This window comes from Rhizobium sp. 01L410 (assembly GCF_056400165.1).
In genome coordinates this window covers 215,155-228,823 of record NZ_JBFTST010000008.1, presented here as the reverse complement: position 1 = coordinate 228,823, position 13,669 = coordinate 215,155, and the positions used below count along the sequence as shown (strand labels likewise).

Genomic DNA, 13,669 nt, shown 5'->3' with positions numbered 1-13,669 from the left:
GGTCTCCTCAGGGGTCCGCCATGAAATGCGCCTTTATCAGGAAGCGAACCACCCGATTCCTGTGAGGTTTCGCTAAGCGAGTTTGTCAGCGTCGAGAATTTTCGTGCCGTTGTCGAAGACCGATTTCAGGCCTGCAAACCCCAGGATCTGTGGCAGGGGCGCGAAACTCACTTCTCCGAACCGCAGTGTTGGGAATGTCTCGCTGCTGTGAGCAGCATCCACAGCGACTTCTGACGGCCCGATATCCGTAACCTTCAGCCCCGGTATCTTGCCGACATCCGCGACCGTCACGAAAAGATCGCCGAATATGCTCTTCACATCCGCTGCGAGAGGACTACGGTTTACGTTCATCGTCACGTCCTTGACTGACGGCGCGTCGTTGTCGATGAACTTGACGATCTCATAGTGCATCGGATCGTTGAAAGCTTTGCCCCAGCGAAAGCCGTGGTGCTGGAAAACCGGCGCAAGCGGTGCGGTCGTGCAGCCGAGACATTTGTCGTCCGAGTTGAGGTCGATAGCGATCCCAAATGAGTGGTTGGATGGCTCCTTGCTTAGCGCCCCAGATACCGGCTTCTTCAGCCGCTGATAAAAAGCGCCTGCACAGCTGTCGATATGCTTCAGCAATCCGAGCCGCTCGATGTCCTCAAATGCTGCCAGCAGCTGGTTCTGGCCGCGCTTGTGGAATTTGATGACGCCACCGTTGGTATGCGGGATTCGCCTTAGCTGCGGTACGGTAACGTTGACGACATCGGATGAGCTGAAGCCATCGATGAAGGTGATCGGGTCGCCACGCCGCCAATCGTTATGCTGCGTCTTGAATTTCACGACCCCGAAAAGCGGGTGGTTGTAGATCCCTATCGGCATTGTTTTCCCTCCCTCTGATGAGGAAGAGAATAGCGCTTAGCAGATCGTTAATCCATCTTGAGTTGCACTCCTTTCGGCAACCCAGGGTGTATTCCGGTTGCGGTCAGCCGCGTTTCGCCAGCTCCAGCAATTCCTTGTCGCTCAGCGGCCGGACGATGCCGGTGCCGGTCGAGACGGGCGAGAAGCCGAACATCTGGTAGAGCTGCAGGGCGCGCGGGTGGTCGAGATTGTTGGTGGTGGTCAGCACCCGCTTCGGGTTCAGCGTCCAGATCGCATAGAGTGCCTGCAGCAGGAACCATTTGCCGATGCCGAGGCCGAGCGCGTGTTCGATCAGGCCGAAATGCGACAGCTCGATCGTGTCCTCGTCCTGACAGAAATACTCATAGAAGCCGCCCGGTGCACCGTTGACATAGAGCACGCTGATATTGTTGCGCTTGTCGTGCAGCGTTTCGGTCAGCTGTTCATCGGTCAACCGGAGACGGTCGACCCACTGCCAGCGGGCCCCGACCTGCCGGTAGAGGTGGCGGTAGAAGGGCAGCGGGATCTCGGTCGTCCGCATGATGGCCGTCTGGATATTGACAGGCATCGGCAGGCTCGCCTTCGGCGGCGAGGTCATTTCAAGGCGGGTCATATGGGCGGAGAGCGACGAAGGAGATTTTGCCATGCGCTCAAGCCTTGATCGGATCGGGCGGGCCGGTGACGACAGGCGTGTCGTCGCGGCTGCCCCATTCGCTCCATGAGCCGTCATAGAGCTTGTTGTCGGTGTGGCCGAGTGATTCCAGCGCCAGCGTGATGATTGCCGCGGTGATACCGGAGCCGCAGGACGTGACGACCGGCTTCGACAAGTCGATACCGGCGTCTTCGATTGTCTGCTTCAGTTCGGGCAGCGACTTGAAGCGGCCCTGTGTGGCGAAGACGCCGGAGGGAAGGCTGCGGGCGCCGGGCATATGGCCGGAGCGCATGCCTGCGCGCGGCTCGGGCTCGGCGGCGGCGAAACGGCCGGCGCTGCGGGCATCAGCAATCTGCAGCGCGCCGCTCGAAACGATGTCGCGCATGCGATCGAGCGTGACCACGCGGGCCTCGTCATAGTTGGGTTTGAAGGTCGCAGCCGCATAATCGGGCTTTGCCGTTTCCAGCGGACGTCCCTCGGCCTTCCAGCCATCGAGACCGCCGTCGAGGACGAAGACGTTCTTTGCGCCCATCACCCGGAACAGCCACCAGACACGCGGCGAGGCAAACATGCCGATGCCGTCATAGACGACGATCCGGTCGTTCTCGCTGATGCCGAGCTTGCCCGCCTCAGTGGCAAAATAGCCGGGCGAGGGGATCGTATGGGGCAGGTTGGTGGAGTGGTCGGCGATCTTGTCTTGGTCGAAGCGGATCGCACCCGGGATATGGCCCGCTGCATATTCGGCATCGGCATCGCGCTTCTGCGCCGGCAGATAGAAGGAGGCGTCGAGGACGCGCAGATCCGGCTTTCCAAGCTCGCCCTGCAGCCAATCGGCCGAAACGACGAAGCGGCTCTTGTCTTCACTCATTCTGCTCTCCCTGATCTCCTGATGCAGCCTTTAAACGGCTGCCTTACGCCTCGTCGCCGGGAGCGCCGAAGCGAATGCGGAAGCGGCGGTTTTCCTTGCCCTTCTTTTCGATCTTGGCGATGTGAATCTGCCCGACTTCCTGCGTTTCCGACACATGTGTCCCGCCGCATGGCTGGCTGTCAATCGCGGAATTCTCGCCGATACAGACCAGGCTGACACGCCCGAGGCCCATCGGCGGGCGCACGTTCTTCGACTTGACGATACCAGGGTTGGCGGCGAGCTCTTCGTCGGTGATCCACTGCAGATATACGGGATGGTTCTGGTTCACCAGTTCCATCATCTTCGCCGTCACCTCGTCCTTGTCGATCGTCTCGCTCATATCGAAATCGACACGGCTTTCGTCTTCACCAACGGCCGCACCGGTGATCGGGAAGGAACAGACGACGGAGAGCAGATGGCAGGCGGTGTGCATCCGCATCAGCTTGTAGCGGCGCGGCCAATCGACATGCAGCACCAGCTTTTCGCCGACTGCAGGAACCGGCTGCCCGTCGAGCGGCACATGGATGATGATATCCTTGGCAGCGCCGTGCTTCGTCTGGCCGAGTTCTATCTTCGAGCCGTCGGCGCGTTCTAGAAAGCCGGTGTCACCGGGCTGTCCGCCCGATGTCGCGTAGAAGCAGGTCTGGTCCAGTTCGATGCCCCCATCGTCGTGAATGGCGGTGACGACCGCCTCCGATGTCGAAAGGTAGAAGTCGTCACGATAGAGGGCATTGACTGGCATCGGGTCTCACGCTGCTGGTTCGTAGGGTATGTTGATATCTGCCGCGGACTTGATGAAGCCCGGAACCGGCAGGCCCTTGGACTTGAGGAAGTCGGCGTTGAAAAGCTTTGACTGGTAACGGTTGCCGTAGTCGCAGAGGATTGTCACCACCGTGTGACCCGGGCCCAGATCTCGTGCGAGATGAACGGCACCGGCAATGTTGATCGCAGTCGATCCGCCGAGGCAAAGCCCCTCATGCTCGACAAGATCGAAGACATAGGGAAGCGCTTCTGCATCGGTGATCTGATAGGCAAAATCAGGCGTGAAATCTTCGAGATTGGCGGTGATGCGCCCTTGGCCGATGCCTTCGGTGATCGAGGAGCCCGAGGATTTCAGTTCGCCGTTCTTGTAGAATTCGTAGAGCGCGGCGCCTTCCGGGTCGGCGATACCAATCTTGATGTCCTTGTTGAAGCCCTTCAGACCGGCCGCGACGCCAGCCAGCGTGCCACCGGAGCCGACGGCGCAGATGAAGCCATCCACCTTGCCATCGGTATCCTGCCAGATTTCCCTGGCGGTCGTCTCGATATGTGCCTGGCGATTGGCGACATTGTCGAATTGGTTGGCCCAGATGGCGCCGTTCGGTTCGCTCTTTGCCAGCTGTTCGGCAAGACGTCCCGAAACCTTCACATAGTTGTTCGGGTTCTTGTAGGCGACGGCAGGCACTTCAACGAGTTCAGCGCCGAGCAGCCTGAGCGCATCCTTCTTTTCCTGGCTCTGCGTCTCGGGAATGACGATGACGGTGCGATAGCCGAGCGCCTTGGCGACGACGGTCAGGCCGATGCCGGTATTGCCGGCCGTGCCCTCGACGATCACGCCGCCGGGCTTCAGCAGGCCCTTCTTCTCCGCATCCCGGATGATGTAGAGCGCGGCGCGGTCCTTCACCGACTGGCCCGGATTGAGGAATTCAGCCTTGCCGAGAATAGTGCAGCCGGTCGCTTCTGAAGCGCCCTTCAGCTTGATGAGCGGGGTGTTGCCGATCGCTTCGATCACGGAGGGGTAGAAGGTCATGGAATCTGCCTCTTTGGAGCTCTTACTGTAAGAACGGTCTTTTCCCTTCACAAGGCAGGGTTGGCAAGAAATGCTATTCCTCGCCATTGCCCGCGCCGGTAAAATTAGTCTTCAGTTTCGGGAAGTCTCGAAGTCGGCCCAAAAGTGGCGGGTGATCCGAAGATTGACTTTCCGCGTATGGACGACGACAAGCAATTGCGGAGCGCAGGAACAGGGCGTGACCGAAACCGATATGGTTCATGAGCATATAGACAGTGTCGATGCATTGATGGCGCATTATGTCGCCGGTTCATTGCCAGAACCGGCGCGCGTGCTTGTGGCGTCCCACCTGGAACTGAAGCCGGATAACCGTGGCCTGGTGACGGATCTGGAGCTGCTCGCCGGCGAAGCCCTCGAGCTGACGGACGGCACGCCGATCGCCGATCGCGACCAGCGCCTGCAGGCGATCTTTGCTTCAAAAGACATGCCATCGGCTGCCCGCATGCCGAACTCTGCCAAGCCTGTCTTCCCGCGCCCCATCCGCGAGCTTGTCGGTTTCGATGCCGATACCGTGCCGTGGAAGACCAGACTTCCCGGGTTCAAGGAATATTCGACGGATATAGATGGCTGCGAGGTCAGCCTGATGTGGATCCGTCCCGGCCGTGCGCTTCCCGCCCATACCCATAAGGGCATGGAGCTGATCCTCATCCTCGACGGCGCCTTCATCGATGAACGCGGCCGGTTCGGGCCGGGCGATATTTCCGTTGCCGACGAGACCCTCAACCACCGGCCGGTGGCTGAAAAGGAGCGTCCGTGCATTGCTTTTTCCGTGCTCGACGCACCGATCAAGCTCACAGGGTCGTTCCGTCAGCTGATTGGCGATCTGATCGGCTGAAAGCAGCCACAATAGCGTGATATGAGCTTGAATCCGGGAGCACTCGGGGAACTTCCGGACGCGGTTTGGTGTTGAATCCGGCAGTCCTGGAGGTATTTCATATGCGCGATTTCATTGCCCGCCCCGAACACGGCATCGTCTGGATTTCAGGCGCCAGTTCCGGCATCGGCCGAGCCTTGGCGCTGAAGCTCGCAGGCGAGGGCTACAAGGTTGCCGTCACCGCCCGGGATCACGAAAAGCTCGCCGAACTGCAGTCCGAAGCCAACGGCCTTCCGGGCGGCATCATCGTTCTCGATGGTGACGTGACCGATGCCGAGGACATGGAACATGTGCTCGCCTCAATCGAATACGAACACGGCGCGCTCGCCATGGCGATCTTCAATGCAGGTGTCTATCTGCCCGTTCATGCAGAAGAGCTGAATATTGCCGACTTCGAGAAGACCTTTGCGGTAAACCTTTCAGGTGTGGTCAACTGTCTGGTGCCTGCCGTCAGGCACATGAAGGGCAAGGGGCAGGGACAGATCGCCATCGTCTCGTCGGTGACGGGTTATGGCGGGCTGCCAACGAGCGCTGCCTACGGCGCCAGCAAGGCCGCACTCATCAATATGGCCGAGAGCCTGAAATTCGATCTCGACAAGATGGGAATCCGCATCCAGATCATCTGCCCTGGCTTTGTCGATACGCCGGCAACGCAGAAAAACGAGTTCCCGATGCCGTCGCTGATATCCGTCGAGGAAGCGGCGTCGGAAATTGCCGCCGGCCTCAAATCGCAATCCTTCGAGATCAGCTTCCCGAAGCGCTTCACCTATCAATTGAAGTTGCTGCGCATGCTGCCCTATAGCCTGTATTTCTGGCTGCTCAACCGCTCCACCGGCTGGAGCGAACGGCCGGCCGGAAAGCACAGCCATCACCCCGTCACCCCACATCCGGCCGAGTGATCAGCGGCTTTCGATACGATGGCGCAGCTCGCGATGCTTCGCCTCGTCGAGCGGAAAATTCCACATCAATGCGACGGCGCCGAGCTTCAGCGCGATCGGCACCCATGCGTAGATGGCGCCGAGCGCCGTCAGCGCAGCAGGCGTGTTGTCTGCTCCCTTGGTGGCATCGAAACCGAACAACGCCAGGGCGGGAAACACCAGCCCTGCAGCCACGGCCAGCGAGGCCTTTGTTGCCAGTCCCCAGGCTGCGAAATAGAGGCCGCTGCGCTGTTCGCCCGAATTCGCCGTATCCTCGTCGATCACGTCGGCCTGCATCGCAGGCGGCAGCGACAGATCGAAGCCTAGCATCAGCCCGGCCAGGACACAGATAAGGCCGAACGAATAGACGGCACCCGGCGGCAGCAGAGGTGCCACGGCAAACACCAGACAAGCGGCGATCATCGCCAGACACCAAGCGCGGTGCTTACCTGCTCGTTTGGCGGCAAACGCCGCCAGGGGCACTCCGGCTATTCCGGCAAGGAAATAGATGAAAAGCAGCGGACCGCGTGCCTCGGGCATGCCGAGCCTCGCAGAGACGAAATAAAGAAACAGCGTGGCGGGTATTCCGTTGGCAAGCCCGTTCATGAAATAGGCGGAGAGCAGCCGGACAAACGGACGATTGGCGGCGAGATAGCCGAGCCCCTTGCGCCAGCCGACGATCGCAGCCGTATGCTCCGAAGGTTCCGGGACTTTCGATAGGGTAAACGCGCCGATCACTGGCAGCGAGATGGCGACGGCAATGCCAAGTACGGCCAGTCCCGAAATGCCGCCCGCCGGATCAAGGCCGATTGCAAAGGGCAGGACGATGGCGATCAGGGTTCCCACCAGCGTCGTCGCTTCGCGCTGTGCGGCAAGCGAAGTGCGCCCCGCATAATCGCTGACCAGTTCGGCGCCCCAAGCCGAATAGGGCACCAGCGCCAGCGTAAAGCCGAGGGAAAGCAGGCAGCCCCAGAATCCGAGCCAGACCACTGTCGCACCGGCAGGCGGCGCATAGAGCGCCAGTGCCGCGATCGCCGCCACCGGTAACGACAGCGCGAAGAAGAACCGCCGTCGCCCGAATCTCGGCCGGTAGCGGTCGGCAAGCAAGCCGATAATGGGATCGCAGACCGCATCGAAGACCCGGACCAGCAACAGCGTCAGCCCGACGGCCGCAAGCGGCAGACCGAGCGTCTCGGTATAATAGGTCGGAACGACGGCATAGAGCGGCAGGCCGAGCGCTGCGAGCGGGGCGGCGGGCAGCGCATAGGCGAGGCGGGTCGCGGCTGTCACATTTGCTCCATGCCGCTCGCCGCTCATCCGCTGCCGTCAGCTGCGCGAAAAGACGACCTGGCGGACGTCGATATTCTTGGCGCGGAATCCTGCCTCGCAATAGAAGAGGTAGAATTCCCAGAGGCGCTTGAAACGCTCGTCGAAGCCCATCGGCCGGACGCGCTCCCAGACATTCCAGAAGCGTTCGCGCCATTCGGCCAATGTCCGGGCATAATCGAGACCGAAGCCGAAATCCTTCACCAGCGACAGATCGACCCTGCGGCCGAGTTCCGCCAGATGGTCCTGCGTCGGCAGCATGCCGCCCGGGAAGACGTATTTCTGGATGAAGTCAGGATTGCTGCGATACTGATCGAAAGCCTCTGGCTTGATGGTGATGATCTGCAGCCCCGCCTTGCCGCCCGGCTTCAGGCATTCGCGCAGTTTGGAGAAATAGGCAGGCCAGTATTTTTCGCCGACGGCCTCGAACATCTCGATCGAGACGATCCGGTCGTAGAGCCCTTTCTCGTCGCGGTAATCCTGGAAGCGCAGCTCGACCCGGTCGGCAAGCCCCGCCTTGCGGATGCGCTCTTCGGCAAAGGCCAGCTGCTCGCGGCTGATCGTCAATCCCGTCACCTTGCAGTTCATTTCGCTGGCGGCGAATTCGGCAAAACCACCCCAGCCGCAGCCGATCTCCAGCACATGATCGCCCGGCCTGATGCCTGTCGCTTCGGCAAGCGCCCGGTACTTGGCGTTCTGTGCCGACTGCAGATCGTTGGCGCCGGTGGAATAGAGCGCCGACGAATAGGTCATCGTCGGATCGAGCCACTGTTTGTAGAAGTCGTTGCCGAGATCGTAATGCGCCGAAATGTTGCGCTTCGAGCCCGTCTTGGTGTTGGTGTTCATCCAGTGGCGGATGCGCTCGAACACCCGCATGATGCCTTTCCTGCCGTTCGAATATTTTTCGGCCGCCTCGCCGTTGATCAGGAACAGTTCGAGGAAGGCGGTAATGTCGGGGCTCTGCCAGTCGCCGTCCATATAGGTCTCGGCAACGCCGATCGTGCCGCTGGTCATCGCCCGGCTGGCAAGGTTCCAGTTGTTCAGCTTAACGGCGGCGCGAGGACCTTCGATCCGGCCTTCGATCAGCGCCTTGCGTCCGTCCGGAAGTTCGAGCGCCAGCGCGCCGTGCTGCATCTGCAGGAGGCCGCGCAGCGCGAACTTCGCCTTCAATGGCAGGCCCTTCGAAAAGCGGCCAAGATTATCGGCCGTCAGCGCCAGTGCGCCGCGGGCAAAGGAATTCCAGTCTTCTGCAGTGGTCATGATCGGTTCCTCCAGCCGTTAGCCGGTTAAGGACGGAGATTGCATGAGCCAGCCCCCCGGCATTTCTGCGAACGCTAATGTCATTCAGCAGCTTCTGCAATATGGGATGGGTGGCGCACACTTACCGGTGGCGGCGGGGCAGGGCGCGAAATGTATTTCGCCCCCTTGATCCAGAGCTTGAGCGCCTCCCAATGAATCCCTCCCACGATCTTGAAGGTCAGGAAGGGGATGCGCGCCGTCAACCCGACAAGGGTGGCGCTGGTCAGTGGCTTCATCGCGCCGGAGAAGGTCGCCGCGAGCAGCGGTCCCTGCCGATCTGTCTCCAGGATCCGCCAGCGGATCTCGTCGCCCGGCGGAAGCATGCGGAAGTGATAGTCCATATCCATGCCGATGAAGGGAGAAACATGGAAAAGCTTGCTGCAGCTCTGCCGCAGCCCGCTGTCCGAAAGCTCGCCAAGACCGACGGGGCAAACATAGGTGTGCCGCTCGCCAAAAGTGTTCCTGACCTCGTAGATCATGGCGATGAGGTCGCCGGACGCACCATAGGCATAATAAACGGAAATCGGATTGAAGACGTAGCCAAGGATACGCGGATAGCAGACGAGCAGAACGCGCGCCGCCCGCTCACCAAGCCCGGCGTTGTCGAGCAGCCTGTCGGCGTAGGTGCGCAACGGCATCCCGGCATCACCCGTATGATCTGCCTCGTGAAAAGCGACGAGGTTGCTGCTGTTGACGGAAAAGACCGGCGAAAGGCGATCGGCTTCCGCAAGCCGGTCGAGATCGATGAGCAGCGAGAAGACCTTGTACTGGAAGCGATGTCCGAAAGGCTTCATGCGCTGATGCATGACGCTGCCGCAATAGAGCGCGGCGGCGGCATCCGGCGACGGACCGTTCCGCGCCATGCTCGCGCCATGTCTTTGCGGGCGGGCAGTCACGCCGCCGCGTCCAGAAGAGGTTCGCGGGAAGAAGCCTGGGTGGCCCGCCAGGGGATCACCCCGCCCAGGGCTTCCGCCGCCGCCAGGCCGGATACGAGTCCATCCTCATGGAACCCGTAGCCCGTCCAGGCGCCCGCGAAATAGCAATTGTTGTTTCCCTGGATCGACGCGATCTCCCGCTGGGCCGCCATGCCTTCCGCCGAGAATTGCGGATGCTCGTAGCTGAACTCGGCAAAGACCTTTGCCGGATCCGGCTCGCGCCCGGGATTGAGCGTCACGAACAGCGGCAGGGCGGGATCGATTCCCTGCAGCCGGTTCATCCAGTAGCTGACGGCAACCTCGGCGCGGCCATCGTCCTCGCTGGAGCGCAGGTAGTTCCACGATGCCCATACCTTCTGCCGCTTGGGCATCAGCGACAGGTCGCGGTGCAGCACGACGCGGTTCGGCTGGTAGGGCACGGCCCCGAGCAACCGCTTCTCGCGATCGGTGGCATCGACGAGAATTCTCGCCGTCTGGTCGCTGTGGGAGGCGAAGATCACCTTGTCGAAATGCTGCTCGTTGCCGCTGTCGTCGATCACGGTCACACCATCGGCGTTACGCATCACGCCGCGCACGCCGCAGGAAAGCTTCAACCGGCTGCCGAGCGGCGCCAGGAGCTTATCCAGGTAGTTGCGGCTGCCGCCCGTCACCGTCCGCCACTGATGCTGCTTGGTATAGATCAGCCGGTGATTGTCGAAGAAGTTGACGAAGTGCTCGGCAGGAAACTGCATCATCCGCTGCGACGGCGTCGACCAGATGGCGGCCGCCATCGGCACCAAATAATTGTTGGTGAACCCCGGGGAAAAGCCGCGCCAATCCAGGTAATCGCCGATCGAGCGTGATGCCAGATGGCCGGCGGCGCGGTCTTCCAGGCAGGTCTTGTTGAAGCGCAGGATCTCGCGGATCATCAGCAGGAAGGACGGGCGCAGCAGGTTGCGCTTCTGGGCAAACAGCGAGGAGAGGCCGCAGCCGCTCCACTCAAGACGGCCCTCGTCCAGCGACAGCGAGAAGCTCATGTCGCTGGCATGCGTTGCGACGTCGAGCTCCGCAAACAGCGCGGTCAGATTGGGGTAATTGCATTCGTTATAGACGATGAAGCCGGTATCGACGGAAATGTGCTTCCCGTCATAATCGACGTCGACGGTCGCCGTGTGCCCGCCGGGGCGGCTGTTCTTTTCGAACAGCGTGACGTCGTGCACCGGATTGAGCGCCCAGGCAGCCGAAGCACCCGAAATGCCGGAGCCGATCACGGCGATCCTCAAGCGTTCCTGCTGTGGCCGGGCGATATGAAAATGCGCGTTCATGCAGCGTCCTTTATGGCGTTGTAAGCTTTCAGCGCGCGGTCGCGGGCGGCGGCGTGATCGACGATCGGTTTGGGATAGGTGTCACCAAGAATGATGCCAGCTTTCTCAAGCACCGCAGCCGGTGCATCGAAGGGGCGGTGGATGTATTTGGTGTCGAGCTTTGCGAGCTCGGGGACGAATTCGCGCACATAAGTGCCGTCGGGATCGAACTTTTCGCCCTGCAGCACCGGATTGAAGATGCGGAAGAATGGCGAGGCATCGGCGCCGGAGCCCGCGACCCACTGCCAGTTGGCCGCGTTGCTCGCCGGATCGGCATCGACAAGCGTGTCGCGGAACCACTTTTCACCGCGCCGCCAGTCGATCATCAGGTCCTTGATCAGGAACGAGCCGGTGATCATCCTGACGCGATTGTGCATGATCCCATGCCGCCAGAGCTGACGCATGCCGGCGTCGACGATCGGATATCCCGTCAGGCCGCGCGTCCAAGCGTCGAAATGCGCCTTGTTGTTATGCCATTCGAAGCCGTCGAAACGATCGTTCCAGTTGGCGTAGGGCAGCTTCGGGAAGTGGAAGAGCAGATGATAGCAGAATTCCCGCCAGGCAAGCTCCTTGCGGAAATGCACGAGATCATCCGGCGAAACACGTTTCGACAATCCCCGCGTCGCGTCCCATATGCGGGCAGGCGATATTTCGCCGAGTGCCAGATGCGGGGACAGCATGGAGGTGGCTGTAACCGAGGGGAAGTCGCGATCCTTCTTGTAGCCGCTCAGGCGATCGTCGACGAAATCGGCAAGCTTCTCCAGCGCCGCATCCTCGCCAGGCGTCCAGACCTCGTCGAAGGCCGACGCCCAGTTCGGCTTCACCGGCAATAGCTTCCAGGAGGCGAGGCTGTCGGATTGCGGCCAATGGCTGGGGAAGGCGATCTTCTTCGGCGCTTCCAGCGGATGCGGCGGCTCTCCGGAGCCCTCCAGCGCCCGCCAGAACGGCGTGTAGACCCGGTAGGGCGTGCCGCCGCCGGTTTTCAGCTTCGAAGGCTCGTGTAGCAGCTGCCCGGCAAAGCTCTGCGCCTGTACAGCCTGCCGTTCCAGCTCGTGCTTGATGCGCGTGTCGATGGCGATCCCGGGCGGATCGTAGCGGCGGTTCCAGAGCACCGTTTCGGCACCCGTCGATTTGATCAGCGCGTGCAGCACATCGAGCGCGTTGCCGCTCAAAAGCACGAGCTTGCTGTGATGCTTTTGAAGCGAGCGGTCGAGTGCCTCGAGTGAGTGGTGAAGCCACCAGGCCTGGGCAGCGCCAAGCGGGCCATTGCCCGACGATTCGGGCTCGCGGATATAGATAGGAATGACCGGCTTTCCCAAGGCGCAAGCCTCGTGCAGCGCGTGATTGTCGTCCAGACGCAAATCCTTGCGAAACCAGACAATAACCGGTTTTTCCACTGCCTTCGCCAACGCCGTCATTCCCTGTTCTGTTCTTTTGGTCTGCTACGCACTTACGGCGCCTCTGGATCAAAAGTTTCAGACGGAGAGACAGTTTTATTCACACGTCAGGCGGACATGAAAAAGGCCGGTCGAAACCGGCCCTTTCCGGGGAATGATGTCGGTCAGTTGTCATACTCGCGGCAGCGATCGCTGATCGATGCGCCGCCCTGACCGGCACGGCTATCGACGACGCCCTGCTGCGGCATATTCGGGCAATCGAGCACGCCACGCGGCTCGCCGATGCTCTCGGTCGTCACCGGATCGACCGGCTCGACACGAACAGGATGCGTGCCGTTGTTATCAACGCTCATATCGGACGAATAGCGCGGTGCATCCGGTGCCGTTGTATCGTAGGCCGGTGCCGATTGCGCGAAGGCGGGTGCGGCGAGGCCGATCGCGAGCAGCGATGCTGCGGCAAATGTCTTACGCATGGAGAAACTCCTCCTTATTCTGCTTTTTCACTTTGGGTGACCAAGGCAAAACCCGCGCGGCGAGCCATTGTTCCGAAATTTCCCGCTAGAGTTTCGGCCCGTGATGTCAGGCGTGGTTACGCGTAAACCTTAACAGGCGAAGCCGCTGGCCACGGCTTCTTTCGCGTGATTAGGAAGCGCCATGCCGCATGATGCGGCGCGTGGGGTTCAGGTGGTCATTTCCTTTATCGAAGCAGCGGATATGTCGTTCAAAGCCGCCCTGTCGGTTGCCCTGACGATCGGCGGTATGATGGCCGCCACCGCCATCCTGAAGAGCGAATCCGCCGAGAGCCAGCGTCTTGACCTGTCGAGGCCCGTCCTGTGGACGGCCGAACCGGTCCGCGTACCGCCGCCGCTGAATTTCGCGTCGGGTGATGGCGAAGCTAGCGGGCACTTCTGCGTCAGCGAGATCGGCCTGCGCATCGATTGCGATCTGATCAACACGGCATCGTCGTCGCTCTGATCAGAGCGTGCCGCCATCCTTGTAATAGCTTGGATATTGCACGAATTCCGGATCGCGTCCGCTATCGCCTTCGGTGCGTTCGGCTTTGCCTTCGCGCGTTTCGGCATAACCGTGGCTGATCAGCCAATCCTGCACGATATGGCGCATCGCTTTGTCGCGCTCGGTTATGCCGAACTCCGCCATGAACCGCTGAAGGGCCTGCTCGCACCGTTCTGAAAAATCCTCTGCCATCAGATGGTAAGCGGCGAGGGCGGGGTTTGTTCCACACATCGAAGTGCAGAAAAAAGAAGAGCCGGTTCGCTGACGAACCGGCTCATTCAATCTATCAGCTAGG

General features: G+C 60.9%; 15 protein-coding genes. 3 read left to right on the top strand and 12 right to left on the bottom strand.

Going from position 1 to position 13,669, the window contains the following annotated elements; all coding sequences use genetic code 11:
* Positions 1-72: 72 nt before the first annotated feature.
* The 5 genes from AC1DV9_RS19135 to AC1DV9_RS19115 all read right to left on the bottom strand — a co-directional run bounded on the left by AC1DV9_RS19135 (position 73) and on the right by AC1DV9_RS19115 (position 4,230).
* Positions 73-864: a M15 family metallopeptidase gene (locus AC1DV9_RS19135; RefSeq protein ID WP_477949703.1), complete on the bottom strand. Its 792-nt coding sequence runs from the start codon at positions 862-864 to the stop codon at positions 73-75.
* Positions 865-967: 103 nt separating this feature from the next.
* A complete protein-coding gene (locus tag AC1DV9_RS19130) occupies positions 968-1,528 on the bottom strand; it encodes a GNAT family N-acetyltransferase (RefSeq protein ID WP_477949702.1) in 561 nt (186 codons plus the stop codon).
* Between the two features lie 4 nt (positions 1,529-1,532).
* Complete coding sequence (gene sseA / locus AC1DV9_RS19125) at positions 1,533-2,402, bottom strand: 3-mercaptopyruvate sulfurtransferase (RefSeq protein WP_477949701.1); 870 nt, start codon at positions 2,400-2,402, stop codon at positions 1,533-1,535.
* A 43-nt stretch (positions 2,403-2,445) separates the two neighbouring features.
* Positions 2,446-3,183 carry an alanyl-tRNA editing protein gene (locus AC1DV9_RS19120; protein ID WP_477949700.1) on the bottom strand — a complete coding sequence of 246 codons (738 nt, stop codon included), beginning with the start codon at positions 3,181-3,183 and terminating at the stop codon, positions 2,446-2,448.
* Between the two features lie 6 nt (positions 3,184-3,189).
* Positions 3,190-4,230 (bottom strand): cysteine synthase A, encoded by a 1,041-nt coding sequence (locus AC1DV9_RS19115; RefSeq protein ID WP_112387943.1) that lies wholly within the window; start codon positions 4,228-4,230, stop codon positions 3,190-3,192.
* Between the two features lie 217 nt (positions 4,231-4,447).
* Here AC1DV9_RS19115 and AC1DV9_RS19110 point away from each other — a divergent pair, with 217 nt between their 5' ends.
* Both AC1DV9_RS19110 and AC1DV9_RS19105 read left to right on the top strand, forming a co-directional pair.
* The gene (locus AC1DV9_RS19110; protein WP_477949699.1) at positions 4,448-5,104 is read left to right on the top strand and encodes a ChrR family anti-sigma-E factor; all 657 of its coding nucleotides are present in this window, start codon (positions 4,448-4,450) and stop codon (positions 5,102-5,104) included.
* A 101-nt stretch (positions 5,105-5,205) separates the two neighbouring features.
* Positions 5,206-6,042 (top strand): SDR family NAD(P)-dependent oxidoreductase, encoded by an 837-nt coding sequence (locus AC1DV9_RS19105; protein WP_477949698.1) that lies wholly within the window; start codon positions 5,206-5,208, stop codon positions 6,040-6,042.
* Here the strand turns inward: AC1DV9_RS19105 and AC1DV9_RS19100 are convergent, their stop codons facing one another.
* The 6 genes from AC1DV9_RS19100 to AC1DV9_RS19075 form a co-directional block, all read right to left on the bottom strand.
* A complete protein-coding gene (locus AC1DV9_RS19100) occupies positions 6,043-7,350 on the bottom strand; it encodes an MFS transporter (RefSeq protein ID WP_477949697.1) in 1,308 nt (435 codons plus the stop codon).
* Positions 7,351-7,386: 36 nt separating this feature from the next.
* Entirely contained in the window at positions 7,387-8,646 is a 1,260-nt protein-coding gene (locus AC1DV9_RS19095) for a class I SAM-dependent methyltransferase (RefSeq protein ID WP_112539701.1), read from the bottom strand.
* A gap of 80 nt (positions 8,647-8,726) precedes the next feature.
* A complete protein-coding gene (locus tag AC1DV9_RS19090; RefSeq protein ID WP_477949696.1) occupies positions 8,727-9,581 on the bottom strand; it encodes a DUF1365 domain-containing protein in 855 nt (284 codons plus the stop codon).
* Positions 9,578-10,924, bottom strand: a complete 1,347-nt coding sequence (locus AC1DV9_RS19085; protein ID WP_477949695.1) for an NAD(P)/FAD-dependent oxidoreductase — start codon at positions 10,922-10,924, stop codon at positions 9,578-9,580. Before AC1DV9_RS19085 ends, AC1DV9_RS19090 begins: the two co-directional genes overlap by 4 nt.
* A complete protein-coding gene (locus AC1DV9_RS19080) occupies positions 10,921-12,372 on the bottom strand; it encodes a cryptochrome/photolyase family protein (RefSeq protein ID WP_477949694.1) in 1,452 nt (483 codons plus the stop codon). The genes AC1DV9_RS19085 and AC1DV9_RS19080 overlap by 4 nt, the downstream gene beginning before the upstream one ends.
* 152 nt (positions 12,373-12,524) lie before the next feature.
* Entirely contained in the window at positions 12,525-12,833 is a 309-nt protein-coding gene (locus AC1DV9_RS19075; RefSeq protein ID WP_112387949.1) for a hypothetical protein, read from the bottom strand.
* Between the two features lie 181 nt (positions 12,834-13,014).
* On the opposite strand from AC1DV9_RS19075, the gene AC1DV9_RS19070 reads away from it, so the two are divergent.
* Positions 13,015-13,335, top strand: coding sequence for a hypothetical protein (locus tag AC1DV9_RS19070; RefSeq protein ID WP_477949693.1), 321 nt, complete (start codon positions 13,015-13,017; stop codon positions 13,333-13,335).
* Here the strand turns inward: AC1DV9_RS19070 and AC1DV9_RS19065 are convergent, their stop codons facing one another.
* Positions 13,336-13,656 carry a hypothetical protein gene (locus AC1DV9_RS19065; protein ID WP_477949692.1) on the bottom strand — a complete coding sequence of 107 codons (321 nt, stop codon included), beginning with the start codon at positions 13,654-13,656 and terminating at the stop codon, positions 13,336-13,338.
* Positions 13,657-13,669: the final 13 nt, after the last annotated feature.